The organism is Methylovulum psychrotolerans, assembly GCF_002923755.1.
Classification (GTDB): Bacteria; Pseudomonadota; Gammaproteobacteria; order Methylococcales; family Methylomonadaceae; genus Methylovulum; species Methylovulum psychrotolerans.
Genome location: NZ_PGFZ01000009.1, coordinates 22345 through 47344 on the forward strand (window position 1 = coordinate 22345; position 25000 = coordinate 47344).

General features: G+C 50.6%; 26 protein-coding genes, 1 pseudogene and 3 CRISPR repeat arrays. Of the genes and pseudogenes, 21 read left to right on the forward strand and 6 right to left on the reverse strand.

All coding sequences use genetic code 11. From position 1 onward, the window contains the following. Window positions 1-123: 123 nt before the first annotated feature. From AADEFJLK_RS17420 to AADEFJLK_RS17435, 4 genes and pseudogenes are all read right to left on the reverse strand, one after another. Window positions 124-444, reverse strand: a complete 321-nt coding sequence (locus AADEFJLK_RS17420) for a hypothetical protein (protein ID WP_103975134.1) — start codon at window positions 442-444, stop codon at window positions 124-126. Between the two features lie 109 nt (window positions 445-553). After that, window positions 554-1273, reverse strand: a pseudogene (locus AADEFJLK_RS17425) (IS630 family transposase); the annotation flags it as partial. A 123-nt stretch (window positions 1274-1396) separates the two neighbouring features. Then, complete coding sequence (locus AADEFJLK_RS17430; protein ID WP_103975136.1) at window positions 1397-1675, reverse strand: helix-turn-helix domain-containing protein; 279 nt, start codon at window positions 1673-1675, stop codon at window positions 1397-1399. Between the two features lie 163 nt (window positions 1676-1838). Continuing rightward, window positions 1839-2483: a helix-turn-helix transcriptional regulator gene (locus AADEFJLK_RS17435; RefSeq protein WP_103975137.1), complete on the reverse strand. Its 645-nt coding sequence runs from the start codon at window positions 2481-2483 to the stop codon at window positions 1839-1841. 266 nt (window positions 2484-2749) lie between these two features. Between AADEFJLK_RS17435 and AADEFJLK_RS17440 the strand changes: the two genes are divergently transcribed. Continuing rightward, complete coding sequence (locus tag AADEFJLK_RS17440; protein WP_103975138.1) at window positions 2750-3937, forward strand: HPP family protein; 1188 nt, start codon at window positions 2750-2752, stop codon at window positions 3935-3937. 188 nt (window positions 3938-4125) lie between these two features. Here the strand turns inward: AADEFJLK_RS17440 and AADEFJLK_RS17445 are convergent, their stop codons facing one another. Together AADEFJLK_RS17445 and AADEFJLK_RS17450 are read right to left on the reverse strand one after the other, a co-directional pair. Continuing rightward, complete coding sequence (locus AADEFJLK_RS17445; RefSeq protein WP_103975139.1) at window positions 4126-5244, reverse strand: methyltransferase; 1119 nt, start codon at window positions 5242-5244, stop codon at window positions 4126-4128. Between the two features lie 12 nt (window positions 5245-5256). Next, complete coding sequence (locus AADEFJLK_RS17450; protein WP_103975140.1) at window positions 5257-5871, reverse strand: TetR/AcrR family transcriptional regulator; 615 nt, start codon at window positions 5869-5871, stop codon at window positions 5257-5259. Window positions 5872-6378: 507 nt separating this feature from the next. Between AADEFJLK_RS17450 and AADEFJLK_RS17460 the strand changes: the two genes are divergently transcribed. The 20 genes from AADEFJLK_RS17460 (at window position 6379) to cas2 (AADEFJLK_RS17555) (ending at window position 24183) form a co-directional block, all read left to right on the forward strand. Then, on the forward strand, window positions 6379-6765 hold the full coding sequence (locus AADEFJLK_RS17460; protein WP_103975142.1) for a hypothetical protein: 387 nt from the start codon (window positions 6379-6381) through the stop codon (window positions 6763-6765). Between the two features lie 23 nt (window positions 6766-6788). Next, on the forward strand, window positions 6789-7631 hold the full coding sequence (locus tag AADEFJLK_RS17465; protein WP_103975143.1) for a hypothetical protein: 843 nt from the start codon (window positions 6789-6791) through the stop codon (window positions 7629-7631). Next, on the forward strand, window positions 7622-7870 hold the full coding sequence (locus AADEFJLK_RS17470) for a hypothetical protein (RefSeq protein WP_103975144.1): 249 nt from the start codon (window positions 7622-7624) through the stop codon (window positions 7868-7870). Before AADEFJLK_RS17465 ends, AADEFJLK_RS17470 begins: the two co-directional genes overlap by 10 nt. Before the next feature lie 3 nt (window positions 7871-7873). Then, the gene (locus AADEFJLK_RS17475) at window positions 7874-8914 is read left to right on the forward strand and encodes a hypothetical protein (RefSeq protein WP_103975145.1); all 1041 of its coding nucleotides are present in this window, start codon (window positions 7874-7876) and stop codon (window positions 8912-8914) included. A 636-nt stretch (window positions 8915-9550) separates the two neighbouring features. Then, window positions 9551-9820, forward strand: coding sequence for an AbrB/MazE/SpoVT family DNA-binding domain-containing protein (locus AADEFJLK_RS17485; protein WP_211299247.1), 270 nt, complete (start codon window positions 9551-9553; stop codon window positions 9818-9820). Next, window positions 9817-10212, forward strand: a complete 396-nt coding sequence (locus AADEFJLK_RS17490) for a type II toxin-antitoxin system VapC family toxin (protein ID WP_103975148.1) — start codon at window positions 9817-9819, stop codon at window positions 10210-10212. The genes AADEFJLK_RS17485 and AADEFJLK_RS17490 overlap by 4 nt, the downstream gene beginning before the upstream one ends. 312 nt (window positions 10213-10524) lie before the next feature. Beyond that, window positions 10525-10997: direct repeats of the CRISPR family, unit length 36 nt; unit sequence GTACGACTGCCCGGACTTTGATAACGGGATGAAAAC. A 218-nt stretch (window positions 10998-11215) separates the two neighbouring features. Further along, entirely contained in the window at window positions 11216-12313 is a 1098-nt protein-coding gene (gene cas6, locus AADEFJLK_RS17495) for a CRISPR system precrRNA processing endoribonuclease RAMP protein Cas6 (RefSeq protein WP_103975277.1), read from the forward strand. A 15-nt stretch (window positions 12314-12328) separates the two neighbouring features. Beyond that, a complete protein-coding gene (gene cas10, locus AADEFJLK_RS17500) occupies window positions 12329-14902 on the forward strand; it encodes a type III-A CRISPR-associated protein Cas10/Csm1 (RefSeq protein WP_103975149.1) in 2574 nt (857 codons plus the stop codon). A 1-nt stretch (window position 14903) separates the two neighbouring features. Then, window positions 14904-15548 (forward strand): type III-A CRISPR-associated protein Csm2, encoded by a 645-nt coding sequence (gene csm2 / locus AADEFJLK_RS17505; RefSeq protein ID WP_103975150.1) that lies wholly within the window; start codon window positions 14904-14906, stop codon window positions 15546-15548. Window positions 15549-15563: 15 nt separating this feature from the next. Next, the gene (gene csm3 / locus AADEFJLK_RS17510) at window positions 15564-16379 is read left to right on the forward strand and encodes a type III-A CRISPR-associated RAMP protein Csm3 (protein WP_103975151.1); all 816 of its coding nucleotides are present in this window, start codon (window positions 15564-15566) and stop codon (window positions 16377-16379) included. 8 nt (window positions 16380-16387) lie between these two features. Then, window positions 16388-17365 (forward strand): type III-A CRISPR-associated RAMP protein Csm4, encoded by a 978-nt coding sequence (csm4, locus tag AADEFJLK_RS17515; protein ID WP_146054639.1) that lies wholly within the window; start codon window positions 16388-16390, stop codon window positions 17363-17365. Window positions 17366-17383: 18 nt separating this feature from the next. Then, window positions 17384-18913: a type III-A CRISPR-associated RAMP protein Csm5 gene (gene csm5 / locus AADEFJLK_RS17520; protein WP_170065154.1), complete on the forward strand. Its 1530-nt coding sequence runs from the start codon at window positions 17384-17386 to the stop codon at window positions 18911-18913. A 14-nt stretch (window positions 18914-18927) separates the two neighbouring features. Continuing rightward, complete coding sequence (locus tag AADEFJLK_RS17525) at window positions 18928-19560, forward strand: hypothetical protein (protein ID WP_103975154.1); 633 nt, start codon at window positions 18928-18930, stop codon at window positions 19558-19560. Next, window positions 19545-19793, forward strand: a complete 249-nt coding sequence (locus AADEFJLK_RS17530) for a CRISPR-associated protein Csx3 (protein WP_103975155.1) — start codon at window positions 19545-19547, stop codon at window positions 19791-19793. The genes AADEFJLK_RS17525 and AADEFJLK_RS17530 overlap by 16 nt, the downstream gene beginning before the upstream one ends. A gap of 239 nt (window positions 19794-20032) precedes the next feature. Continuing rightward, a CRISPR array of direct repeats spans window positions 20033-20424; the repeat unit is 36 nt; unit sequence GTACGACTGCCCGGACTTTGATAACGGGATGAAAAC. 106 nt (window positions 20425-20530) lie between these two features. After that, window positions 20531-21181: a reverse transcriptase domain-containing protein gene (locus AADEFJLK_RS17535; protein ID WP_170065155.1), complete on the forward strand. Its 651-nt coding sequence runs from the start codon at window positions 20531-20533 to the stop codon at window positions 21179-21181. Further along, complete coding sequence (gene cas1, locus AADEFJLK_RS17540; RefSeq protein WP_103975157.1) at window positions 21084-22442, forward strand: CRISPR-associated endonuclease Cas1; 1359 nt, start codon at window positions 21084-21086, stop codon at window positions 22440-22442. Before AADEFJLK_RS17535 ends, cas1 begins: the two co-directional genes overlap by 98 nt. A gap of 81 nt (window positions 22443-22523) precedes the next feature. Further along, window positions 22524-23462, forward strand: a complete 939-nt coding sequence (locus AADEFJLK_RS17545; RefSeq protein ID WP_103975158.1) for an IS1595 family transposase — start codon at window positions 22524-22526, stop codon at window positions 23460-23462. Window positions 23463-23483: 21 nt separating this feature from the next. Then, complete coding sequence (locus AADEFJLK_RS24690) at window positions 23484-23630, forward strand: hypothetical protein (protein WP_170065156.1); 147 nt, start codon at window positions 23484-23486, stop codon at window positions 23628-23630. After that, on the forward strand, window positions 23627-23905 hold the full coding sequence (gene cas2, locus AADEFJLK_RS17550; RefSeq protein ID WP_103975159.1) for a CRISPR-associated endonuclease Cas2: 279 nt from the start codon (window positions 23627-23629) through the stop codon (window positions 23903-23905). The genes AADEFJLK_RS24690 and cas2 (AADEFJLK_RS17550) overlap by 4 nt, the downstream gene beginning before the upstream one ends. Next, window positions 23902-24183, forward strand: a complete 282-nt coding sequence (gene cas2 / locus AADEFJLK_RS17555) for a CRISPR-associated endonuclease Cas2 (protein ID WP_103975160.1) — start codon at window positions 23902-23904, stop codon at window positions 24181-24183. The genes cas2 (AADEFJLK_RS17550) and cas2 (AADEFJLK_RS17555) overlap by 4 nt, the downstream gene beginning before the upstream one ends. Before the next feature lie 245 nt (window positions 24184-24428). Beyond that, window positions 24429-24905: a CRISPR direct-repeat array (repeat unit 36 nt; unit sequence GTACGACTGCCCGGACTTTGATAACGGGATGAAAAC). Window positions 24906-25000: the final 95 nt, after the last annotated feature.

Consider the following 25000-nt stretch of genomic DNA (forward strand, 5'->3'; position numbering starts at 1 on the left):
CGCCGCCCGCCCAGTTTTTAAAGGCTTCGGCAGGTTTTATCATCTTAATCTAAGCCAATGTTTTCATAATAAAATTTAATACAAAAAGCAAGCATATTAATTCCATAAGGAAGCTGAGTTTTATTATGGGCTATAAGTTTCCGAATACAGGTGATGCAATTCCAAATAGCTTGCTTGTGATAACTTATCCATATTGCTGTTTATATAGCTTGGAATGAGCGCAACAAAAAAACGAAAAGGCTTACCATTCAAAGATTGCTCTTCGTATCCGCTCGCCTTATATTTACGGAATTCTTGTAATAGCTGATCATAAATCCATCTGTCGTTAGGATCAAAATCGGGAGGCCATTCGTCACCACAGTTTTCATGTACCCTTTCAAGACGCATAATCTCATTCTCTAAGGCAATTATGCCATGTTGAATAATTGTCGGTGAGATAAACATAAGATCATCCGTATTGCATTTTGTCTAATTTGTTTAATGTATTATGCAATATCAGCAAATCCCGCATAAACCTTAACTATATTGAAACCTGTAACTTTCGTTTGGCAAACTACCTACGCTTACCCGAACATCGCAGTTTCTCCTCCTCCGGGTCTATGGACGTTTTAGTCCAAAGGCGGTCGGCCAGCTCAAGGGGGTTTGCGTTGATGGCTTCCTCAAAAGCCTCGGCCTGGGCGATCAGTTTGCTTTCGTCGTCGTAACAGGCGTGGTAGGTGACGTCCTCGCGGAACCATTGCCACACATGTTCGACGGGCATGAAGTCGGGGCTGTAGGGCGGCGACGGCATCAGGGTGATGCCCAGTTCCTGCGCCGCCTGTTTGACTTGGCGGCTGCGGTGGTAGGGGGTGTTGTCCCAAATGAGGGTGATGTGGTCGGTGGCGGCAAAGCACGCCCTGATCTGCCGGAGGACTTCCACTGTCGCGTCCCCGTTGGCTTTGGTGGCGGGGAAGAGCCGCACTTGGGCGCGGTTGTAGAGATACACCCCGAAAAACGACACTTTCGCCAGCCCCGGCGAACTGGAACTGACCCAAGCGCGTTCGCCTTTGACCGTCCAACCGTAGCCTTCGTCGGTGTCCAGATGGATATGGGCCTCGTCCAAATAGACGATCTGGGTCTTGCCTGCGGTGGCCGCCGCCAGCCGTTCTTGGAGCGGGGCGATGAAGGCCTCCCGCCGTTCCGGGTCGGCCTTGTTCAGGAGTTTGCGCCATTTCTTCCAAGAAAAACCCATATCTTTCAGGGCTTTCCTGACACTCTCACGGCAACAGCTGACACTGTGGGTTTTTTTTGACCCACTCCACCAGCCGTTTTAACGTCCAGCGGGGCATGAAAGCGGCTTCGGTTTGGGCTTGCGGCGGCTCCGCCGCCGATTGGAGGCTTTGGTGAATCAGACCTGCTAATCCGTCGGTGATTTTCCGGCAAAAAGGGGGAGGTTTCCGCCCGTATGCCGATAAAACAGGCTTTCATGCCCCTTTTTGTTATATCGCCGCACCCAATCCATCACGGTCTGGTGGTTCCTTCCGGTTTCGCGCCCGACTTGGCTCGCGCTCTTGCCGCCGCAGATCTCGAACAAGGCAAAAAAACGCTCACGGGTGCGCGGGTGGTCGCCGTTGACTGCCAGATCCCTTAAAAATTCGGGTAACTGGCCCCATTTGTCATAACTTACTTTTAACATGTTTCAAAACGGATGGGGGAGTGTTTTTAAAACGCGGCATGATACGGCCAATACCCGTTTTTTGCCACCCGGAATCCCATGCAAAACTCCTTGTTTCGCGTGATTGCTTGTCAAATAGAAGTTACTGTTTTCGGCATGGTTAAGGTTTATAAAGATTCTTCGATCATGGTTTTTCTCCTTTGTTGGTGATTTTAAAGCTACAAACAACACCGCCTTTGGCCATGCACTCGACCTGTTCTATCTCACTTTCCAGTAAAGACGAAATCAACGTCCGGTCAAATTCACAAACTTCTTCATGTTTTTGTGCCAGGTCATGATAGACGCAATTGCAGGCTTCAATAGTCCGTTCATTGTTATCTAGATTTTTGATGGCTTTTGCCTGGAAACCCAGTTGCGCCATTATTTTTAGCAAACCCTCCAGTTTTTCGTCCGGTTGTTTGCCGACAAACTGGGGCAACAGGCTTTGCGACAAATGGACCGCCAACTTATGCAGATAACGCTGTAAAGCTTCGGAACCCATTTCGTCTTTGAGGTTGCGAAGAAGCAATTCGGAAAACCAAGCGTATTGCTTGGGAAAGCTGTTGATGCCCGCTTCGGTCAAAATAAAGCTACGGACTGGACGGCCTGAGGTTTTATGGATCCCGCCGGTTTGTATGTAACCGTTTTTTTGTAGCGTGGCGAAATGTTGCTGTACGGCGTTCCTGGAGATGTCTAAGGCCGTGGCGATTTCGTCAATGCTCAGCCCTGCCTTGTTTTCCAGCAATAAGGTAAGGATTTCATGTTGTCGGGATTTGATCTTGTCAACCATATAAGTGCTTTATGCCCATCCGCTAAATGGATAAAGAATAACAAAAAAATCGTACATTAAACAGTAATAAACCATATAACATAAATATATTGTATAAGTTATTTTTGTTTGTTATCATTTTTCGCGTAGCTGAACCCATTTGGCTATAACCCTGAAAATGCCATGATGGCCAATACCCAAAACCATAAGGGCGCAACTACGGGCAAAACGCTTTATGAATAGATGCCTTTTGGATTTTCCCACTCTGAACAACAGGTTTCTCTAAGATGGATATTAAGCCATTTTTTCAGTTCATCACCGTTGATCCGGTCAATTTAAGCATCAAAGGCAAATTGCTTTCTGTGCTTGCCAGTTTCATTGCTATTTTAGTGATCGCATGGGTCACCCAAAAAGTTGGGGTTGGTTCCGCTTACCCGATTATAGTCGCCTCGATGGGCGCTTCCGTCGTCATCCTGTTTATTTTGCCTAGCAGCCCGCTTGCGGCACCGTGGCCATTGGTTGGCGGGCAACTGGTTTCGGCAGCCATTGGCGTCGCTTGTGCCCAAATGATTGCCGATACCGTCTTGGCATCGGGCTGTGCGGTCGGAGCCAGCATCCTTGCCATGCTGTTGCTGCGTTGCCTGCATCCTCCGGGCGCGGCCACGGCACTGACACCTGTCATTAGCAGCACCCCTGACCATTTGCTGGATTACAGTTTTGTCTTGATGCCCGTGGGCGTTAATGTGGCGGTCATGTTGTTTATGGCGGTTGCCATCAACCGCTGGATATTGCGTTACGGATACCCTACAGCCATCCCTTTAGCTGACAAGAACAAGCGCGGACACAGCACCCTTATCCAGCCTTCCCAACGCACCGGCATTTCTGCACAGGATGTGGAATTGGCGTTGGAGAATATGGATAGGTTTATGGATGTTTCGGCGGGGGATTTGAGCAAACTGCTTACCGATGCCCAGATGCAAAGCTTCAAACGTTACCAAGGCAACATCAGCTGTGCGGATATTATGGTTAAACCTATTCTGACGGTTGAATATGGGACAGAAGTCCAAGAAGCCTGGAAAACCATGCACGACGGCAAGCTTAACGCCTTGCCTGTTATTGACCGTGCCCACCGTGTCATTGGCATTATCACTTGGAATGATTTTTTTAAATTCGTTGACGTGGAAGCCAATGAAACGTTTACGGAAAAATTCAAGGCTTTTGTCCGCCGTACGCCGGATGTCACCACCGAAAAACCGGAAGCGGTCGGCCATATCATGGCTAGCCCTGTTAGTGTCATGCCGGAAAACAGCCATATCGCCGAACTGATCCCTTTGATGGCAGATCAAGGTTATCGGCAAGTTCCGATTGTAAATGACGAAAATCGTCTGGTGGGCATGGTGTATCAGGCCAATTTAATTGCCGCCCTTTATAACAAAAGCCACGATTATGCGAAAAACCAACCCGTGGGCATTTAGGCCCGCACCGGACAAAGGGCGGAGTTTTTCATTGATGCCGCCCATTTCGTGCTGATGCCGTTCCCCGTTCCTGAAATGTGCAGTAAGCCGTTAATGAGCATGACAACCTTCATAACCGATATAACAAATGGCTTGTGGATGTAGGCTAATGTAAACGGCTTAATCATCTTGCTAGGCCTATGGCGGGATCAGCCTTGCGGTTTCAATACCAGGAGCTTGCCGATGGATTGCAGCCCCACCACTTCTTCTAGCGCCAAGCCAGATTGCCCAAAAAGGTGCCGCCACTGTGCCAGCGTCCTTTCCCTGCCCCGTGTCGCCATAAACATCTGCATATCAAAAGCGGCGCTGGCAAAGTCGGCTTGGTTTTTTGCAACCACCCATTCCAACAGCGCAATACGGGCGCCAGTGCCTGCACAGGCGGAAGCCAGATTGCCCAACGCCTTGACACAAGCCCCGTCATCCATGCCGTGCAGGACGGCACTTAACAAATAGATGTCCCGGTCATTGTTTGCGCTTGGGACCGATTCCAGCAAGTCCCCGGCCTGAAAAGCCAAGCGGGCAAGCAAGCTGGGCGGGGCTTGCTCCGCCCAGTGGTTTGCCGCCGCTTGGATCACCTGGCTACGGTCAAACACCAATGCCGACAAATGCGGATGCCGCTTCAATAAGGCTACGGATTTGTTGCCCTGCGAACCGCCCACATCAATGACCCGGTCAAATTGGCACCAATCGAAATCCGTGGCAAAGCTGTCGCCCGTCAATGCCTCCACACTGGCCATGGCACGGGTAAACAGCCGGTCGAATTCGGCGTGGCTATCCATATAGCCATACAGCGTGTCACCGTGGGCGAGCTGAAACGGCACCTCATTATTACGCATGCCCTGTTCCAATTGCTCATACCAGGGCACGCTCATTTCTGGCGAGTTGTGCATCAAGATCATCGCGCGGACGTTTTGGGGGTTATCTTCGCGCAAGTAAGCGGAAAGCCGGTTGTTCCTGAACGAACCCGGAGGCTGTTCTGTAAAGATACCCATTGCTGAAAGCATCCGTAACAAACGGTGGACGGCATCCGCCGATGCGCCGATGTGTGCCGCTATGGCTGCGGCGGTGAGGGTTTTATCCGCCAGAACGGACGCTATATCTAAGCGGACAGCGACATGCAGCGCCCGGGACTGCCAAAACGCCGACCCGATTTGTATCAGCCGGAACGGTGGCGGGGTGAGTTTATTGGGGATGGACTGCAACCAAGCGGCAAACTGCATCAGCTTGGCAAAACGGCGGACCGCGCCCGGATTTTTCTGTAATGGCATGACAAACCCTTCCTATTCTGCTCTGACTACCAAGCCAGATGCCAATAACTGGCCGTTGAACGTGGCCAATTGGCCAAAAAACGCACTGTCCATGACTTTGCCCTGCGCCTCAAAAAAATCTTTCAGCAGTATCGGCATCATCGCCAGACTGACAAATGCCATCCGAACCATATCAGGGTCCAAATCCGGCCAGGCTTGGCCGTCTGCCTGCCATTGCGTCACTTTTTTGGTGCCGCGCGTCCGCCCCCGCTCCAATAATTGGTGGATAAAATGGCGGCCTGGCCCTTGGTTAAGCGCCAAAACCTTCAAGATGAGCTTGGGAAATTCGGGCTGTTCCGCCATCGTCCGGTAATACAGCAAGAAAAAGTCCTTAAACCCATCAACAGTGTCCAGCATCTGCCCGTCCAACACCTTAAGCAAGGGATTTAGCGTGTTGCGGATCATCTCTTCATACAAACCTTCCTTATTGCCAAAATAGTAACGGATCATCGATACGTTGGCATCGGCTTTTTCGGCAATCAGACGGGTCGTAACCTTGTGGTAGTCATCGGAAAGGAAGCTGTCGAGGGCCGCTTTGAGCAAACGCTCGCGCACGGGATCAGGAGTTACGTCAGGGTTGGTGGTCATTGCCTTTTCCAAATAGCCGATAGAAAAGGTTAGGTTATCAGCGGCATGTTGATGCCGCCAGACATTTCGTCAATCAAATTTGCTGGTTTGATTGATAATGGGAAGGCAGTTTAATAAATAATTTTTTCATTTTTACAGTGTTAAAAATGGTGTGTTTGCCATCCAGGCATAGATAATGCACATAATCTTAACATGAAGCCGTCGGGCTTTGGGCGCCGTGCCGCCCGCGTCCGTTAAACTAAACGTGTCACCGGCATTAAACCGGTCTTGTCAACACGGCGGATGCGGGGGCCGCCGCCACACGGGCGGCGGCGGGTTGGCGGGTTCGGGGCGAGCCCTTAAGCACATTTTTTTAACCCGCGTTTTTTCACGCTTTCAATTTAAGCGTTTTAAAGTAAAATTGTAAACAGACGGTTTGTATGGCGCGAAGCCTTCACTCGTTTGATGGCCGGACGCTACCGTACGGCAACACACCCTTTCACCCTACCGACCACGGGCGCACTTATTATGAACATCAGCGGACAAACTCTTGAACTTATTTTTGTGGTGTCGGATGACAGCGAAGCAGATGCGGTAATGGCACACCTTAGGCACGCCACCACCGGGGAAAGCCCGTTGTCGTTAACGGAATTGGTGGTCGACGAGGCCTTAGGGGCTGTGTCCAATGAAAAAGTGATCACGGCGATTTTGGTTTTCGCCTTACATATCACTGAAGGGGTGTTAGGGGCGATGGTATATGATTTGCTGAAAGCCTATCCCAGCATTGCCTGCGTGGCGGGGGAAACCCCGGTGATCCAGGACGACCTTAACGACCTGCCCGCTTTGGATGCCAAGTTGCGCAATGCGTCGCTATCTTCCCCTGCCGTTCCGACGGTCGGTTCCGGCGAAGCGTAAGCCGCCTATCCTTAACTGCCGCCATGCAGGCGATAAGCGATGGCAATTTAGCGGCCATTTTGCGGGATGCCGCCCGTTTAAGCCCGGCGGAAGGCTGGTTCGGCGCGACCGCCAACCAACTGATCTGCGCTAAATTAGCTAAAACGGCGGTCAGCTTAGCGGAAGTGTCCGCGCTTTCGGCGGCTTTTTTGTCGGAACGCCGCGCGGCGGTGAAAAACATCCTCGGTGACCACGCCTTTATGTCCGACAATACCGAATTCGCATTCCTGCCGGTCGCTGAAAGCTTTGCCTACGCGTATGTTCAAGACAATACCGCCGCCATTTTGCTGAGTTTAGGGCTGGTCGAAGCGCTTAGGTTCAGTTGTCTGTCGGGGCAGTTAGCGTCGGCCGCCCGCCGCCTACAAAGCGACCCGGCGTTAAACGCCGCCATCAGCCCCGCCGCCCGCGATACGCTGTCTGCCGAATTGCGGTTAATGACCGCTTATTTCAACGCCTGCACCGTTTTGTATTTTCACAGCCCGTTCCCTTTGCCGAACGTCACCGCCGCCTTAGACCCCCATATCCTGCACCAGACCGATGTGACGCTGCAAGCCGTGCTGATGTTTGTCATCCTGCATGAAATGGGGCATGTGCATTTTTACAGAAACCAAAGGCCTTTGCCCTCCCCAGGCCTAGTTTGGGAATTTGCCGTACCTGAAATGCTGGACGCAAGGAAAGAGGAAGAGTTATACGCCGACCGCTTCGCCTTGTCGTCCGTACCGGCAGCTTTTCGGCTTCCGTTAGTTCATGCCGCAACCTTTTTCCTGCACTTTCATAATTATGTAGATGTGGCCAAAAATGCCCCGCCCGGCATCCCTTGCCCGTAAACCGGATCGCCGCCCTATATGCTCAAGCCCGCCAGTACGCTGATACAGACGCAACTGGGCAATTGGCGGTAAAAAATGCTTTAGATAACGGAATGGATTGTTGGCAATCCGCCGCCACGCCAAAAATGGGTTTGGCGGCACTCCGGCGTTTTGTCGGTGGTTTGAACAGTTATGACTGGCAACCCAGCGTTGAGGCACTGTTATTGCTGGCCGACCCCAACCTGCAAAACGGGGGTTAAGCCATGCTTTCCGCCATTAGCCTAACCGAAACCGCCCTATCATCAGCGCCGTTGTTTGACGGGTTAGTCAGCACCACCGCCCGCATAACCCTGCTGCGTAGCGGTTTTGCAGTGTCCGTGCCGTCCGACGAAGCCGACATCGCCGAATATATCGGCCATTTTAGTGGCCTTTGGCAACGGGTCGGCGACGGTTCCACGCCCAACCCGCATGAAGTGCGCCGCCAAATGGACTGCCAAGAAGCCATGCTATACGAATTATGGAACTTGGCCTTATTGCAGGACTTCCCTAAAGCCACCCGCCCCGACGTTGTCCAAGCGGCGGTGACGAAATCCGCCAGTCCGCTGATTTTAAGCAGACAACGGCAAAACTCGCCACTGATCATAATGGCAACCGGATTGTGGACAATGGTATTAGGCTGCGTGTTAGGTTTACTGAATTGGGCGGAGTACACGGGGCACCGCGAAACCATGGGCAAACGCATTTTTCAAGCGTCAGTAACGGCGTGGGTAGAAAATGACCCTTCTTTAGGCCCTGTCGGTGGAGCCATCGCCGATGCCGCAACGATAGACCTTGATATTACCCACTTTGCCGTAGGCTTGGCGAATGCCGCGTTCACTTGGGCATTTTTGCATGAAATGGGCCATTTTTACCTTAACCATCTGCCCGCAGGCCGTACCGTAAATTACATGGCCGCCGGGGGCGTACAGGCCGAAACCCGCCATTACAGCCACTTGGCGGAATTGGAGGCCGACCGCTTCGGCTTTGGCCGTTTTTTGGCGTTACTGCCCCACACCCAAAGCATCCGCGAAAAAATGCCTTTCGGCCCGCAAATCGACCATGCCCCCATCTTATTATTGGAGATAATTGACCTGGCTTACACCATTACCGACAAACCGGCATGGCGGGCATCCCCCACCCACCCGCCGCCCTTGGTCAGGGCCACCGCATTACGCGAAGACAACGCCCAGGCACTTTCCGAACCAGGGCGGGATTTTTACGCCTATTTTCATGAACGTTTGCTGGCGATAAACACCGAATTTTGAACGCCCCGCAGCCATACATCAGATTGTCAAGTTTTCGGTTTTTTTTAGCGGTGGGCGTGTGCGGCCAAGATGACCGCGTCCTAAAAATCGAAAACTTGACCGTTGAGTATATAATGGCCGGATATCATGGGGACACAGAGAGGCATGGCTTGCTTGGATTAAGTGTCCCAGACGGCCACTGCTTGTTGCACAAAGCCTTGGCGTTATCGGCGCGGATTCAATCAAAGGGGCTTGTTTTATGGTTTATAATAAAATCAAGCACTTATACCAAACGGTTAAAAAACCGCGCCGATGATTGATTTATAAGGGAAAACAGGGTGATTTTACATTTATTTTCAAGGTTACTTATAAATAATGAAGTCCGCGCCGAAAATGCCCCGAATGGGCCTTGCCAAACAAGGGGTTATCAGGGTACAGTACGACTGCCCGGACTTTGATAACGGGATGAAAACAACTCAGCAATGACATAGGCTTCTTCCACCGACCCCTTGTACGACTGCCCGGACTTTGATAACGGGATGAAAACTACAACTCCCGCTGAATCTTTTAAAGAAACAACATAAGTACGACTGCCCGGACTTTGATAACGGGATAAAACCTCCAAATCTCTTACTTCCAAAGGTGACTCTAATGCCAATGACAACCGTTACACTTACCAGCAATGGGCAGGTTGTTATCCCGAAGCTTATTTGCGATCAGTTGCATTGGCAGGCGGGGCATGAACTGGTGGTGGAAGTGACGGCGGCGGGGGTATTGCTGACTTCAAAACCGCAAGCGAAGCCGTTAAGGCTGGAATCTTTACGCGGCTTTTTAAAACAAGATGCCCAGCCTGTCGGCCTTGAAGAACTCTGCTTGCCTGTTGACTATGCGGCTGAGAGGGCAGAACGTGGGCAACCGGGCGGATGATCGCCTTAGACACTAATATGCTGGTGCGGCTTATTGTTGACGACCACCCGCAACAAGCGCAGCTTGCCGAAAATCTGCTAAAAAGCCATCGTGCCCTTATTCCGTGTACGGTAATTTTAGAGACCGAATGGGTCTTGCGGTCGCGTTATAAAGTACCGCGCGAACGTATCCACGCTTTTTTGCAATTGTTGCTGCAAACAGAAAACACCGTGATAGAAGCCGCCCATACCCTACACCGTGCGTTGGGCTGGTATGCCCAAGGAGCCGACTTTGCCGACGCGCTCCATCTTGCCAGTTGTGGCGATGCCGTTATGCAGACGTTTGATAAGGCGTTTTGCAAAGCCGCGCGGGAAGCGGGCGACGCCCCTCAAGTGCGAGTTTGGGAGTTATAAGCCGCGTCAATGAGTCAAACAAGCCCGCCCCGGACAGGCCACTATTGACTTGCCACCTGTACGCCAAGGCCAGAACTGCTTTGCAACTTAGTTTTGACGTTATCGGCGCGGTTTTGGAAAAGGGAGCGGTTTTTGGGGTTTTTAATGGAATCAAGCACTTGCGATAAATAGTGAAAAAACCGCGCCGTATGTTGATTTATAAGGGAAAACAGGGTGTTTTTAGGTTTATTTTCAAGGTTACTGACAAATAAGGCAGTCCGCGCCGAAAATAGCCATAATGGGCCTTGCCAAACAAGGGGTTATAGGCGTACAGTACGACTGCCCGGACTTTGATAACGGGATGAAAACACAGTTACATTGCAAAGTGTAATATCTGAGCCTGTCGGTACGACTGCCCGGACTTTGATAACGGGATGAAAACTTAAAGGTAATTTTGCCGCCATTTCTAGGTAAATTGGTGTACGACTGCCCGGACTTTGATAACGGGATGAAAACACGAGTTGCCTTAAGTCTGCGAAAGATTTTGCTTTGTACGACTGCCAGGACTTTGATAACGGGATGAAAACTATATTTAAAACATGCCGATGTTCTTAATGTGTTTGTGTACGACTGCCCGGACTTTGATAACGGGATGAAAACAAAATTGCCGCTGAAACTTCCGTGTTGTCGATTTGTGTACGACTGCCCGGACTTTGATAACGGGATGAAAACTTTAAACGCTTGAGCGTTCAACGGTCCATTATAATCAAGTACGACTGCCCGGACTTTGATAACGGGATACTCCTCCGTCCCCTGAGCGAAGCCGAAGGGGACAATCAAAAATGCTTGCCCTACCCAAACACGCTTCCCCCCCTACCCCAAAAACCCCCCTTAAGGCAGTAACTCCGCCCAAATAGTGAATACTTCACTATTTTCTAGGTAATACTTAATATCTTTCCCTGTTTTTTGCTGTTACGATACCCATCGCTTGCCGTTTGCCCTGTCAAACGGTCGCCGTTGCCAGATGCTGGTATTAAAAACCTGCCGTATCCCTATTTGCCAATTAACCGAACGGTGTAGGCTGAACCCCAACACCTTATCCTTAGAAAGGTGTACTTTGCCCAGACCGAACACCCCTGACAGCCCCCTGCCCTATAGCCAAGGCGGCAATTTGCAAGACTTCCGCTTGGCGTGTTTCCAATTCCAATTGCGCCTGCACGGCAGCCTGGAACTGCCGCCTTATAAAGGCGCGAGCTTCCACGGCGCGTTAGGTTTGGCTTTGGCGAAAATCGGCACCCGCTTCCGCGATTTTTTTTACCAACCCACCCCGCCCGCACACTGGCAAGCCCTGCACCAAAAACCGCCCAAGCCCTATATCCTGATCCCGCCGCTGGACGAGCAGACCCATTACCAAGCGGGCGACACCCTGGACTTAAGCCTGGTGCTATACGGCCCCGCCATCGATTACCTGCTGATTATCTTCGCCGCCCTGGAGCATCTGGGCGAATACATGGGGCTGGGCAAACAGCGCGGGCATTTTTGCGTCGAACGCATCAACCAAATCAGCCCATACGGGGTGCGGAGCCTGTACCAGAACAACCGCTGGGTCGGGCAAAGCCAAGCCCTACACGTCGCGCAGTTTTTCGCCGCCCCTAGCGCCGTGGCGCAATTGCGCTTAAAACACACCACCCGCCTACGCCTAAAAACCGCCAACGACCTGCTGCGCACCGCCCCGCCGTTCGGCCTGCTCATGCACCGCCTGCTAGGGCGCATCAACAGCCTCGCCACCCTCTACGGCAGCGGCATCGTCATCACGCCCGAAGAAAAACAGCATTTATTGGCGTTGGCGGACACGGTAACCATAGAACACAGCAGCCTAGAATGGCACGACTGGCAACGCTACTCGCAACGCTCACAAAGCACCATGTCCTTCGGCGGGCTACTGGGCGAAACGGTCTACACAGGCGAACTCGGCCCATTCGTGCCGTGGCTGGCTTTGGGGCAATGGGTGGGCGTTGGGGGGAAAACGAGTTTTGGGTTGGGGTTGTATGAATTGGCGGGGTTAACGGCAGACGTTGCACCACAAGCCGGGCCTAATAACCCACCCGGCATTTATCTCTAGGCTTAGAAGGTATTCATGAACGAACAGGATCACGTTGTTTTTGGCAGTTTGCTCCACGATATAGGCAAATTTTTTCAACGGGCGGAAACCTTAGGGGCGCATTACCAAGATGAGGACATAAAACAGCGTTATTGCCAAACCGATAGCCAAGGCGGCTGGGTGGGGAGTCATGTTTTAAACACCCTGAGCTTTTGCGAGCGGCTAGCCGCCCAGCTCCCCATCTTAAACCCGCCCATATCAGAAAGCCCCCCGGAACACTGGGTGGACTTGGCGGCTCACCATCACCGGCCCGTGACCGACAATAACGCTTATTTGGCAAAGCTCGTTCAAGCGGCGGATGCTTTCGCCAGTGCCGAGCGCGAACAAGGCGAGTTTCAGCACCAAGGCATACATCAAAAAACGCGCTTGGAGGCATTGTTAGGGCGAGTGACTTTAAAAAATGCCGTCAATCCGGCTAACTATTTCTTACCTTTAGCCGAACTGGCCTTAACCGAGGCCGCGATTTATCCAAAATCCGCCGAGGCTTGGGGGATGCACGCCGAGCAAAAAGACGGCAAGAGCGTGTGGTTGGCGCAAGCGGACACCTTAAGCCGAGACTATAAAAAAATGGCGGTAGCTTTTTTACAGGAACTGGACGCTTTCCCACAGTATGGGCAAACCAGCCCCCAAGCCCTACGCGCAATCAGCCGCACTTTATTGGCGTTAATGGAAAAATACTTAAGCCAAGTGCCTGCCGCCACCAATGTGTTACGGCCTGACATTTCTTTATACGACCATCTGCGCATTACCGCCGCCATTGCCGAAGGCTTATACCGTTACCATGCCGACAAGCACAACCTTGCCAGCATCGATTTTAACGACTTGGGCACAAAAAAATGGCTGTTGGTGTGCGGCGACTTTTCGGGCATTCAAAACTTTATTTACAAAATCACCAGCAAAGGGGCGGCCAAAGGCTTGCGGGGGCGGTCATTGTTTATGCAGTTGCTATGCGATGCCGCCGCCGAGCAAATCCTCCGCACCTTAGGCTTATATCCCAGTGCGCGGATTTATTCTTCGGGCGGTAAGTTTTACTTGCTGATCGCCAAAACCCAGCAAACCGCATTAACTAGCGAAGTGGAGCGCATAAATCAGGCTTTATTATCAGAATTTCGGGGCGAACTGACCTTAAGCATAGGCATGGCGGAACTGAAAGCCGATGATTTTAAGGAGGGCGAAATGGGTAAGCACTGGCAGGCGGCTAACGATGATTTGCAAAAAAAACGCCAGCGGCCTTTTGTCTCTCAAATCGACCAAGATGCCGACTTTTTTATGCCGGAAGACTTACACACGGCAGGGGCTTGCCAAGTCTGTGACCGGGATGACGCATCGGCAGGTATCCATGAAGAAACCGGCCCAGATAATGGCGGGCTTTTTAGGATTTGTAAACAATGTAAGGGATTGCGCGATATAGGTAGGGAATTAGTGGATGCCCAGTATTTATTCTGGGTATGGGGAGCTGACCGCGTTACGGTTAGGAAAAACAAACCGTCTTATTTGCACCGTATTTTGTTACCCGGAACGGATTGCACCCTGTATTTCTTAGCGGAACCGCCCCTGTTTGCCCCAGACATTGCCTTATATGATTGTCATTTGGAAAGCCTGAATAAGTTAGCCGCACCTAATGGCAACCAATATGGCTATTCGACCGGGTTTAGGTTTGTCGGCAAATGGGACACAGCCAAAGAGAGCGGCGAGTTTGAGTTTAATGGTTTCGCCGACCATGCCATAGGCATAAAACGCTTAGGGGTCTTACGCATGGATGTGGATAATCTGGGTGAGCTTTTTATACGCGGCCTACAGTTTAAACAGCCGCAGGGGGGTGTGCAGACCATGGGTTCCTTATCGCGGGTCGCCACCTTATCAAGGCAATTGCACTTATTTTTTGCCGGCTACTTATCGGTGCTTGCCGACGCTTTTCCGCGTTGCCAGATCATTTATGCGGGCGGGGATGATGTGTTTATCCTCGGCAGTTGGGATGAGTTGCCGGACTTGGCGCACAAAATCCGCACAGAATTTCGCCGTTACTGCGCCGATAATCCGCATTTTACCATTTCGGGCGGTATCGCTTTAGCGACGGGCAAATACCCGATTTCTAAAACGGCAGCGACGGCGGGCGAAGCGGAAAGCCAAGCCAAGCATTTGCTACGCGGCAATCAACCGAAAAAAGATGCCTTAAGCTTTTTAGGCACGGCTATCGGCTGGGAACATTTCGACGAGGCTAAACAGTTAAGGGACGACATTTGCAAGTTGACCGAAGACACTAACAGCAATGCCATCATCGACCGTTTACGGCAAGTGGTTATCGCCACGGATGAACTGAACGCGCAAATGCCTAAACCGACCACGGCTATTTTATATTGGAATAAATGGCGCTGGCGGCTGATTTATAACCTTAAGCGTATGAGCCAGCGTGATAGTGAGATTGAGCAGGATTTAAAAGCATTGCAAACTAAATTGCTGACCATACCGCCCGAAAATGAGCAGGGCATTTTGGATTGGCTACAAATGCCCGTGCGTTGGGCGGAATTTTTGATGAGGAAGGAGAGATAGTATGGCAAGATTTTTTACTGGGGATTATAAAAATAAGATGGATTTTGAATACGGTGAATTTCATCCTTTTTTCAGCGAACTTAAACAATTCAAAAAAAATACTGAACTTCCTGACAAGGCAAAAATTGAGCGGTCTATTGCTACAGCAAGCGTTTTTTTTAATCAATTTGTGACTGAAAAAAACAACCTGACTGAACGAGGGGTAAAGGTTTCTGATGTATTGCTTGAATGCGAGAATTTAATAAAAACAATCTCAGTTCCCGATAATGATATTTTAGAAAACATCATTAAACAAGATGGTAGCGCAAGATGGCTGGTTTTGTTTGGGGAGCGCCTAGGGGGGCATTGTGCCATATCCGGTGTGTCAAGTTCACAAATCCGAAATATTTATGGCCAGGTAAAAAAATTGGAGTTGCTTGTTGCCATTAAGCCCGAAACAGAATTATTGGATGCGCTATCACAACGAAAGTTAATATTGCTCATCCCGCGTTTAGCTTATGCTGCCAAAAGGCAAGAAGCAATAACTGAATTAAGTAATGTACTAAGCAGAAGCATCAAAAAAATTATAACTGTAGGTGATTTTATGCGGTTTTCACAGTATTTTGAGGCAATTCTTGCTTACCATAAAGCCTTTGGCGGTAAATAATTTAAGGAATAGACCATGAGCGACACAAATACAGCCCCAAAAATCAGCAAGAAAATTTTTATACGCGGCACAATCACCGCCTTGACAGGTTTGCATATCGGCGGCAGTTCGGTCGCCATGTCGATAGGGGGAGCCGATAAAGTTGTGGTGCGTAATCCGCTCACTAACGAACCCTATATCCCCGGTTCTTCGTTGCGGGGCAAAATGCGTTCTTTACTGGAACGGGTCAGGGGAAAGGAATCCGAAACAGGAAATGGTTCAGGTGGCTTTTCTTGTGAATTAACGGCTGATAACAAACTTAAAGCCGATGCTGGCAAAAACCCTGCTACCGATTTAGGCAAGCTATTCGGGGTTTCTGCCGCCGAAAATAATAAAGAAACCAATAAAAGCCCTACCCGCCTGATAGTACGCGATGCCCATCTGACAAGGGAAAGCAAAATCCGCCTAGAAAATGCCCCTAATACCGATATGCCCATGACCGAGGTTAAGACCGAGGTCAATATTGACCGTATCACTGCCGCCGCCAATCCTAGGCAATTTGAGCGCGTACCCGCAGGGGCAGTGTTTCAATTTGAATTTATCCTGACTTTGCTGGAAGGCGATGATGATGCCGTGTTTTTAAACTTAGTCCGAGAAGGTATGGAGCTAATGCAAAATGACAGCTTAGGCGGACACGGTTCGCGTGGTTACGGTCAAGTTGAGTTTACTGTACAAACGCTACAAGAACGGACTGCCGAAAATTACCGTAACGGCAAACCTGCCACCGAAAGAGAAAATGATAATGACAGGTTTGCGGTTTTTTCGAAAGCCCCAGCACCGCAAGCCGCTTGAGGCCTATCATGCTTTGTTACCGCCTGCATTTTACCGCGCCCTTCCATATTGATAGCCGTGGCGATGCCTTCCACGAGCGTTCAGAAACGTTTATCCATTCGGACACGCTCAGTGCCGCGTTGTTGTCGGCATGGGCATTGTTAGAGCCGGACCGTGTGGCGGAGCGTGCCGAACAGCCGCCGTTTAGCTTAAGCTCGGCGTTTCCATTTTATAAAGACCACTATGGTCAATACCACTATTTTTTACCCCGCGCCCTGAACACGCAAGCCGTGCAATTGCCTAAAGAGCGTTTGCAAGATGCCAAAAAAATTAAAAAACTGCAATGGTTGGAAGTGGCGTTATGGCGAAAAACCTTTACGGCAGAGTGGCTAACGGGCAAAACTCCGTTGCCTGATATTAAACAAGGTTGTCTGGCCTTCGCCAAACAAACGCATTTGCGGGCCTTATGGGCAGAAGAAGAACGCCCGCGCTTGGCGATAGATAGGCTTACTAACGCCACGCTGGATGGGCAGTTGTTCCACTTAAGCCGGATATGGTTTGACCAAGATGGCGGTTTGTATTTTTTGGCAAAGCCCTTTGCTAAGCCAGCCGAACAAGCTGCGTTTGAAGCGGCCTTGAGCTTGTTGGGCGATAGCGGCATCGGTGCGGACAGGAGTAACGGCAATGGTTTTTTTAAGTGGGAACACGGGCAAAACCCCGGTTTACGCTTAGCCAAAGCCGATGACCGCGCCGTTGCCCTGTCTTTAATCAGCCCCGATATTGACAAGGATTGCCGACCGGATTGGTTAGAAAAATCGGCCTATAAACTGGTGTCGCGGGGCGGGTGGATAGGGCAAAGCGGCCTGCGTAAAAAACGCTTGCGCATGTTTGCCGAAGGCAGTGTGTTTAAGCGCCCCCTGCAAGGCCAGGTGGTCGATATAACCCCTGAAAATGCCCCCAATAAGGTATGCCGGGATGGACGGGGCTTTTTTGTGCAAGCGGGGTAATCGGTTATGAAAATGAGCATGAAAGGCAAAACCTTAAGCCTAAAAGTAGGGCTGGAAATTTTAACCCCCGTACAGTGCGGATCAGGACAGGACTTGACCCAAGATTTTGATTATGTGGTGGAGAATGGACAAGTTTTTGTAGTTGACCAAGAGCGCATGTTTACGGCGATAGCGTCAGGCGATAAGCAGTTAGACGATGCTTTGCTGGGTGGAGAGTGTAATCTAAGTTACTGGGTTAATGAGCTGGCGGGTGAGCGTTATGGCTACGCTTTACCGATGCTTAGTAGGACGACGAAAACCTTCACCAAGTTCCGAGAACATTTAAAGGACGCGCTATACCAGCCTTATATTGCGGGCAGCTCTTTGAAGGGGGCAATAACCACGGCGCTGCTTGCAGATTATTTGCGTGAATTACCTAAAGCCATTTATCAGGAACTGTTACCTAACATAGCAAATAAACCAGAAAATACACATGCGGCAAAAAAATTACTTGATACTTTATTAGGTGAAGACCCCGAGCACAATATTTTCCGGGCGTTACATGTGAAAGACGTTATGCTTCGAGCAGAAGATCTCTGTTTAGTTGATATTCGGTGGCTCAATTTAACAACAGATAGCACAAATAAAGTCAGTGCTGAATGGCGTAGGATAACAGGAAAAAATTTTCCTATTAATGAGTGGAAAAAAGCTAATGGCATACATGCCGAAATGCTCAAACCCAAAAGCCAAGCGCAATTTCAATTGCAATGGGATGAATTCCTCTTAAGTGACCTATCTACATGGTATACATCAGCCCACGACATTTTACCGCGTGATTTTGCCGGACTCAAAGAACGCTTAAACAGGCACGCCCGTTACCGCTTAGAACAAGAAATTAAATTTTATCATGATTATGGGGCTATAAAACCGGAACAAGCATGTATAAAATTACTGTCTGCTTTACAAAATGACCCGGACAGCATTTATTTACAATTGTCTTGGGGCAGTGGTTGGCGGGGAATGACGGGCGATTGGCTGGAGCCCGATTTGACAAAAGAAATGTGCCAGCTCTTTGGCTTGCGTAAATCCGTGTTATCTGAGCTGCCGTTTCCAAAAACCCGCCGTTTAGCCGTATCGGGAGAAGAACCTAAACTACCTTTAGGTTGGGTGCGTTTGTTTTCCTATTCGCAAATTGAAGAAAAGCTAAAACAAGAACAGCTAAAACCCCAAACTGAAGCCGCTCTGCTCGATGCCGAAACTCAACAACTGGGTTATCAAGGACTGGCGGCTGAGCTGTATAAAAAAAGCCAAACCGAGAAATGGGCTGTCAAAAACAACTCGGAAAAATTTTATCGGGCCATGAATACCGATTATTTGCAAAAAATCGAAGAGGAACCCAACCCCGAAATAAAAAAACAGGCAGTGGCTATTATTAGCGGGCTTATGGATACACGCAATAAAGGCATTATGAAAAACCCGGAAAAGAAAAAAGGCAAACGCCAAGATTTTGAGTATGGCGACAACCCTAGAAACATCGCCATTAGGCTTAATAATATTAAACTCAGCTAAATAATGAGGCACTTATGGAACAGCAATCTATAAATAATGAAGAAATATCTTGGATACAATTAAAATGCGCCCAATTGAAATACGTTTTCCATACCGATAAAACACCGATTATCGTAACGCTTGCTTTTATAGTATGGGTCATCATAGATTATTCTTCTGGCTGGAAAGTTGCTGATGATTTTAAAACACTATGGAATTCGGATTTAGATCAAATCGTTTCTTCGGCGACGCTGGTGGTCGCATTATTTGTTTGGCATGGCGAGATTAGCAATAACTGGAAGCAAAACCTACCCAAACGGCTAACGGTAGAATTTAAAAATCCTCAAGAAGAATTGGTGCTATTGTGTATCAACGCCTATCTTTCTCATGATGCTGACATTAGAAATTTGGGGCAACAAATTGGTGGACAAATGTGTGACAATGACCGCTTCCTCCACTTAAGGGCGGCTTTGATTGACCATGATACAGGCCGTATAGCGTACTCCTCTGAAACAGGCCATTATCTCCATTATAAAGTCACTTTTATATTTACCCAATTACCAGAAGCTCTCAAAAATCTACCAGAGGGGAAATGTAAGAAATGGGTATTCCCTTTTGAATCGCAAAATATGGAGATTGTGGAGAGAACTTCATGCTTGAACTACTAGAAATCGACTTATCCACATTCTACGACGGGACCGCCAAGCTGGCCTTATTGTCCGATTACGAACAGCAAGCGAAAAGCTTGGCGGGTGAGGGGCAGGATGTGGTGCTGACGGGGGCGGCGCCGGTTTGGCTGTATTTGCGCATTGCCCATGCCCTGCATGGCAAAGCCAAAAGCCTGCATTACCGCTCTCCGGTGACTGGCGATGTGCTGGTGTTTGACCATAACCCGCATTAAGCAAGATTTGCCGCTTAGTTTTGACGTTATCGGCGCGGTTTGGGAAAAGGGGGCGGTTTTTGGGGTTTTTAATGGAATCAAGCGCTTGCGGTAAATAATGAAAAAACCGCGCCGTATGTTGATTTATAAGGGAAAATAGGGTGTTTTTAGGTTTATTTTCAAGGTTACCGATAAATAAGGCAGGCCGCGCCGAAAATAGCCATAATGGGCCTTGCCAAACAAGGGGTTATAGGGGTACAGTACGACTGCCCGGACTTTGATAACGGGATGAAAACACCCACAGAACAAGCTGCAAAACAATTTTCAGATCTGTACGACTGCCCGGACTTTGATAACGGGATGAAAACATAAATTGAATCAAGGTCATCAAGCCCTTCACTGTACGACTGCCCGGACTTTGATAACGGGATGAAAACATAGATGTTGGCGGCAGTGCCTACGGTGGTCAACCAGTACGACTGCCCGGACTTTGATAACGGGATGAAAACCCAATATTTTCGTTAATCACCGAAACCAACGAACTGGTACGACTGCCCGGACTTTGATAACGGGATGAAAACCAACGGGTCAACAAACTCTGCAATGATGTTCTTTTGTACGACTGCCCGGACTTTGATAACGGGATAAACAAACAACAACGCCCAAGGCGGTAGGTTTAGGCCGCAACTGAGGCTATTCGGATGTTGCCGACCGGATCGGGGCGGCCTACACTTTGCCCTGTACTTCGGAGTCGCCCTATGCAAGCCGTCACCTTAGCCGATGCCCTCACCGATTTCGTTTTACGTCAGGCTTGGGCTAAGGTGTACGAAAACCAAGGCTGTGCGGGGGTGGATGGGCAAAGTTTGGCGGATTTTTCACAAGCCTTACCCGCCCAGCTAGATACCCTGCGCGATGAAGTGCTGTACGGCACTTACCGCCCGCGCCCGCTGTTGCGGGTGGCGATAGACAAGCCCGCGGGCGGCAAACGCCCGCTATCCATCCCCGCCGTGCGTGACCGGGTATTGCAAACCGCTGTCGCGTTAGTCACCGAACCGCTGTTTGAAGCCGAGTTTGAGGATTGCAGCTTTGCCTACCGCAAAGGCCGCAGCGTCGAACAAGCCGTGGCGCGTATCCAATTACGCCAACGCCAAGGCTACCAATGGGTGGTCGATGCCGACATCCACGGTTTTTTTGACAACATCGACCATTCCATCCTCATGGCCGAAGTCGGCCAACTGATTAAAGATGTGGGGCTGCTGGCGCTCATCCAATGCTGGTTACAAGCGGTGGTGGTGGCAGACGGCCAGCAATTTGAGCTGGACAAAGGCATCCCCCCAAGGCTCGCCCATCGCCCCGGTATTGTCCAACCTGTATTTGCACCATCTGGACGAAACCCTGCTCGACAATGACCTCTGCCTCGTCCGTTTTGCCGATGATTTTGTCATCCTCTGTAAAAGCCAAGACCGTGCCGAACAAGCCTTGGAGCTGACCGATACGGTGCTGGGGCAATTACGGCTCCGGTTTAACGTAAAAAAAACCCGGATAGTGCATTTTGACCAAGGCTTCCGCTTTTTGGGCGTGCAATTTATCCGCTCCTTGGCCTTTAAAACGGAAGCCGACCCGCCCGATGGCTTGGGCTTACCACCAGCACCCGCCCCGCCAGCCGCTGCACAAGCCGCCGAGCCGCTGACCCTGATGCAATTGGCCTTTTCAGAAGCCAAATTGGCCGCCGATGATTTCCCCGCGCGTGAACCGCCCTTAGAAAACTGGGCGTTGCCGGACCCGGAAGATTTGCCGTCCGACCACGAACCGCTGTTGCGCACGCTGTACATCCTCCAGCACGGGCAAGTGTTGGGTAAAGAGTCCGAACGCTTGGTAGTCCGGCAAGAAAAACAAATAGTGCGCGAAATACCTGCCCTTAAAGTTGACCAAATCATGGTGTTCGGCAACGCCCAAATCACCACCCAAGCCATGCAGCTCTGCTTGCAAGAGCGTATCCCCATTTACCTGCTGTCCGGCCAAGGCCAATATTATGGGGTCATCGACTCCTTCACGACCGAACCCGTACTGCTCCAGCGCGAACAGTTCCTACGCGCGGGCGATGCGACGTTTTGCCTAAAACTAGCCACCGCCGTGGTGTCCGGCAAAATCGCCAATAGCCGCCTGATGCTGCAACGCCTGGCCCGCCGCCATAACGGCGGGGAGTTGACACAAGCCACAGATACCCTGAAAAACTTGCTTGCCCGCTTGCCGGCCGCCACCACCTTAGATGAATTGCGCGGCTTTGAAGGCAGCGCCGCCAAAACCTATTTTCAGGCCTTAACCGCCAGCGTCGATCCGGCTTGGAGCTTTAACCGCCGCGTCCGCCAGCCGCCTACCGACGGTATTAACGCCCTGCTGTCTTACGGTTACACCTTGCTGTTTTACAATGTTTATTCGCTATTGCGCAGCCGGGGGCTTAATCCGCAAGTCGGCTTTCTTCATGCCCTGCAACAAGGCCATCCGGCCTTGGCCTCGGATATGATGGAAGAGTTCCGCGCCCCTGTGGTTGATGCCGTGGTTTGGAAACTGGTGCTAAACAACCACCTCACCCCCGCCGATTTTGATTATCCGCGCACCGAGGGGGCGGGTTGTTATCTTAAAGCCCCGGCCCGGCAAACCTTTACCTGATTAGCAAGATGCTTCAGCCAAACCCAGTATTACGCGAAAGGACGGCGTATACTAAAGCCATATCATTTAAGGGGCCGTATCATGGCGATGAACCGCATTCAATTCCAACCTGGGCTGTCACTGCCTGCGTTTCTTAAGCAGTTCGGCAGCGAAGCGCAATGTGAGGCCGAACTTGAGCAGGCCCGTTGGCCTGAGGGTTTTGTCTGCCCCTGTTGTGGCGGAACCGGCCATAGCGTGTTTAAAACCTTCCAGTGCAAAGCCTGCCGCCGCCAAACGTCACTGACCGCCGGGACGCTCTTCCAAAGCACCCGCCTGCCGCTGACGGTTTGGTTTCTGGCGATCTATTTCATTAGCCAAGCCAAGACCGGGCTGTCCGCATTGGCTTTGAAGCGGCTGATTGGCGTCAGCTATCACACGGCTTGGCTGATCCAGCACAAGCTGATGGCGGCGATGTCCGAGCGTGACGCGGACTACACCCTCAGCGGCAGGGTCGACATTGATGACGCCTATCTTGGCGGCGAACTCAGCGGCGGCAAAGCGGGCCGGGGGTCTGAAAACAAAGTGCCTTTTGTTGCCGCGCTGTCGCTTGACGACGACGGGCATCCTTTATACATCAAGCTGTCCCCCGTTCCGGGCTTCACCAGCGAGGCTATTGCCGACTGGGCGAAAACCAACTTGGCACCCGGCAGCACCGTCTTATCTGACGGGCTGGCCTGCTTCGCGGCGGTGACCCGGGCGGATTGCCAACACGAGGCGATCATTGTCGGCGGGCGAAAACCTAAAGAAATGCTTGAATTCCTATGGCTCAACACCATACTGGGCAACCTCAAGACCAGCCTTGGCGGCGCTTACCATGCGTTTGGGTTCGCAAAATACGCCTCGCGTTATCTGGGGGCGTTCGCCTATCGCTTCAACCGCAGGTTCCAGCTCGACAGGCTTCCCATGCGCCTGCTTGTTGCCGCCATCGCCGTTGGGCCTCGCCCAGAGGTTTGGATCCGCTCGGCTGAAGCATCTTGCTAATCAGGAACCTTTATCAAAGCCTTGGAAGAAAAGCTGAACGCCGCCATCAACCACCCCGTCACCCAGCAACCGCTGGACTATCGCCGCTGCATGGAATATCAGGTGGAGCATTTGACCCAGGTGATACGCGGCACAGCCAGCGGCTATCAGCCCTTGGTGTTCCGATGACGCAGTTATGGTTGGTCAGCTACGACATCGGCGATGACAAAGCCCGGCGGCGGGCGTATAACTTGCTGAAAAATTACGGCAAGCGGGTACAATACAGCGTCTTTGAATGCCATTTGGACGCGCCGCAGTTAAATTTGCTACGCACCGGATTATTAGCCGAACTGGCCAGCACCGACAGTTTGCGCTGGTATCCGTTGTGTGTCTGGTGCCATGGGGCGGTTTTTTTTCAAGGCGTGGGCGACCCGCCGGACGATGAAGGGTTTTTTCTGCAATGAGCGGCTTTTACCTGATTTGTTTTGACGTGCATCACCCCAAAAGGCTGCGGAAAATCGCCAATGAAATGGAAAATTTCGGCAACCGCGTCCAACGCAGTGTGTTTGAATGCCATTTGGAAACGGCGCAGTTGGCGGATTTGCAACAGCGTTTGGAAACGTTGATGGAGCCCGTGGCCGACCAAGTCCGCTACTATCCGTTATGCGGCAAAGATAAGCAGCGGATTATTGTCGATGGCCTAGGCCAAGTGAGCGCCGACCCGGATTTTCACTTAGTCTGAGGGCGGGGCTTTAATGCCACTGATTAGCGGCGTTATCGGCGCGGTTTTGGAAAATGGGGCGGTTTTTTGGGTTTACAATCAAATCAAGCACTTGCGGTAAATAGAGAAAAAACCGCGCCGTATGTTGATTTATAAGGGAAAATAGGGTGTTTTTAGGTTTATTTTCAAGGTTACTGATAAATAAGGCAGTCCGCGCCGAAAATGGCCTTAATGGGCCTTGCCAAACAAGGGGTTATAGGAGTACAGTACGACTGCCCGGACTTTGATAACGGGATGAAAACAATCGATTTGTTCTTCGCCAACACGCATGGCCAGAAGTACGACTGCCCGGACTTTGATAACGGGATGAAAACAAATATATATCATCGTCTGATAAAAGATCACTTATTGTACGACTGCCCGGACTTTGATAACGGGATGAAAACTCAATACTGTTTTGTAATTCAGAACAATCAGTTATCATTTGGTACGACTGCCCGGACTTTGATAACGGGATGAAAACAATGAGGCAGAAAGTTCAATTTCATGTAATTCGCCGGTGTACAACTGCCCGGACTTTGATAACGGGATGAAAACTCAGCAAATGCATCAAACACGTCCGCTTGGGTGTCGATTGTACAACTGCCCGGACTTTGATAACGGGATGAAAACTCATTTTGTCGCCGACAAAGACCAGCAATTCTGTCGTACAACTGCCCGGACTTTGATAACGGGATGAAAATAAGCGGATGTTGCTATGGCTAGCCAAGTGCGCGGCTTAGCAAACAAACATCGCCAACCTTATTGGCGTAATATTGGCTTGCTTTGTCGCCGCTTG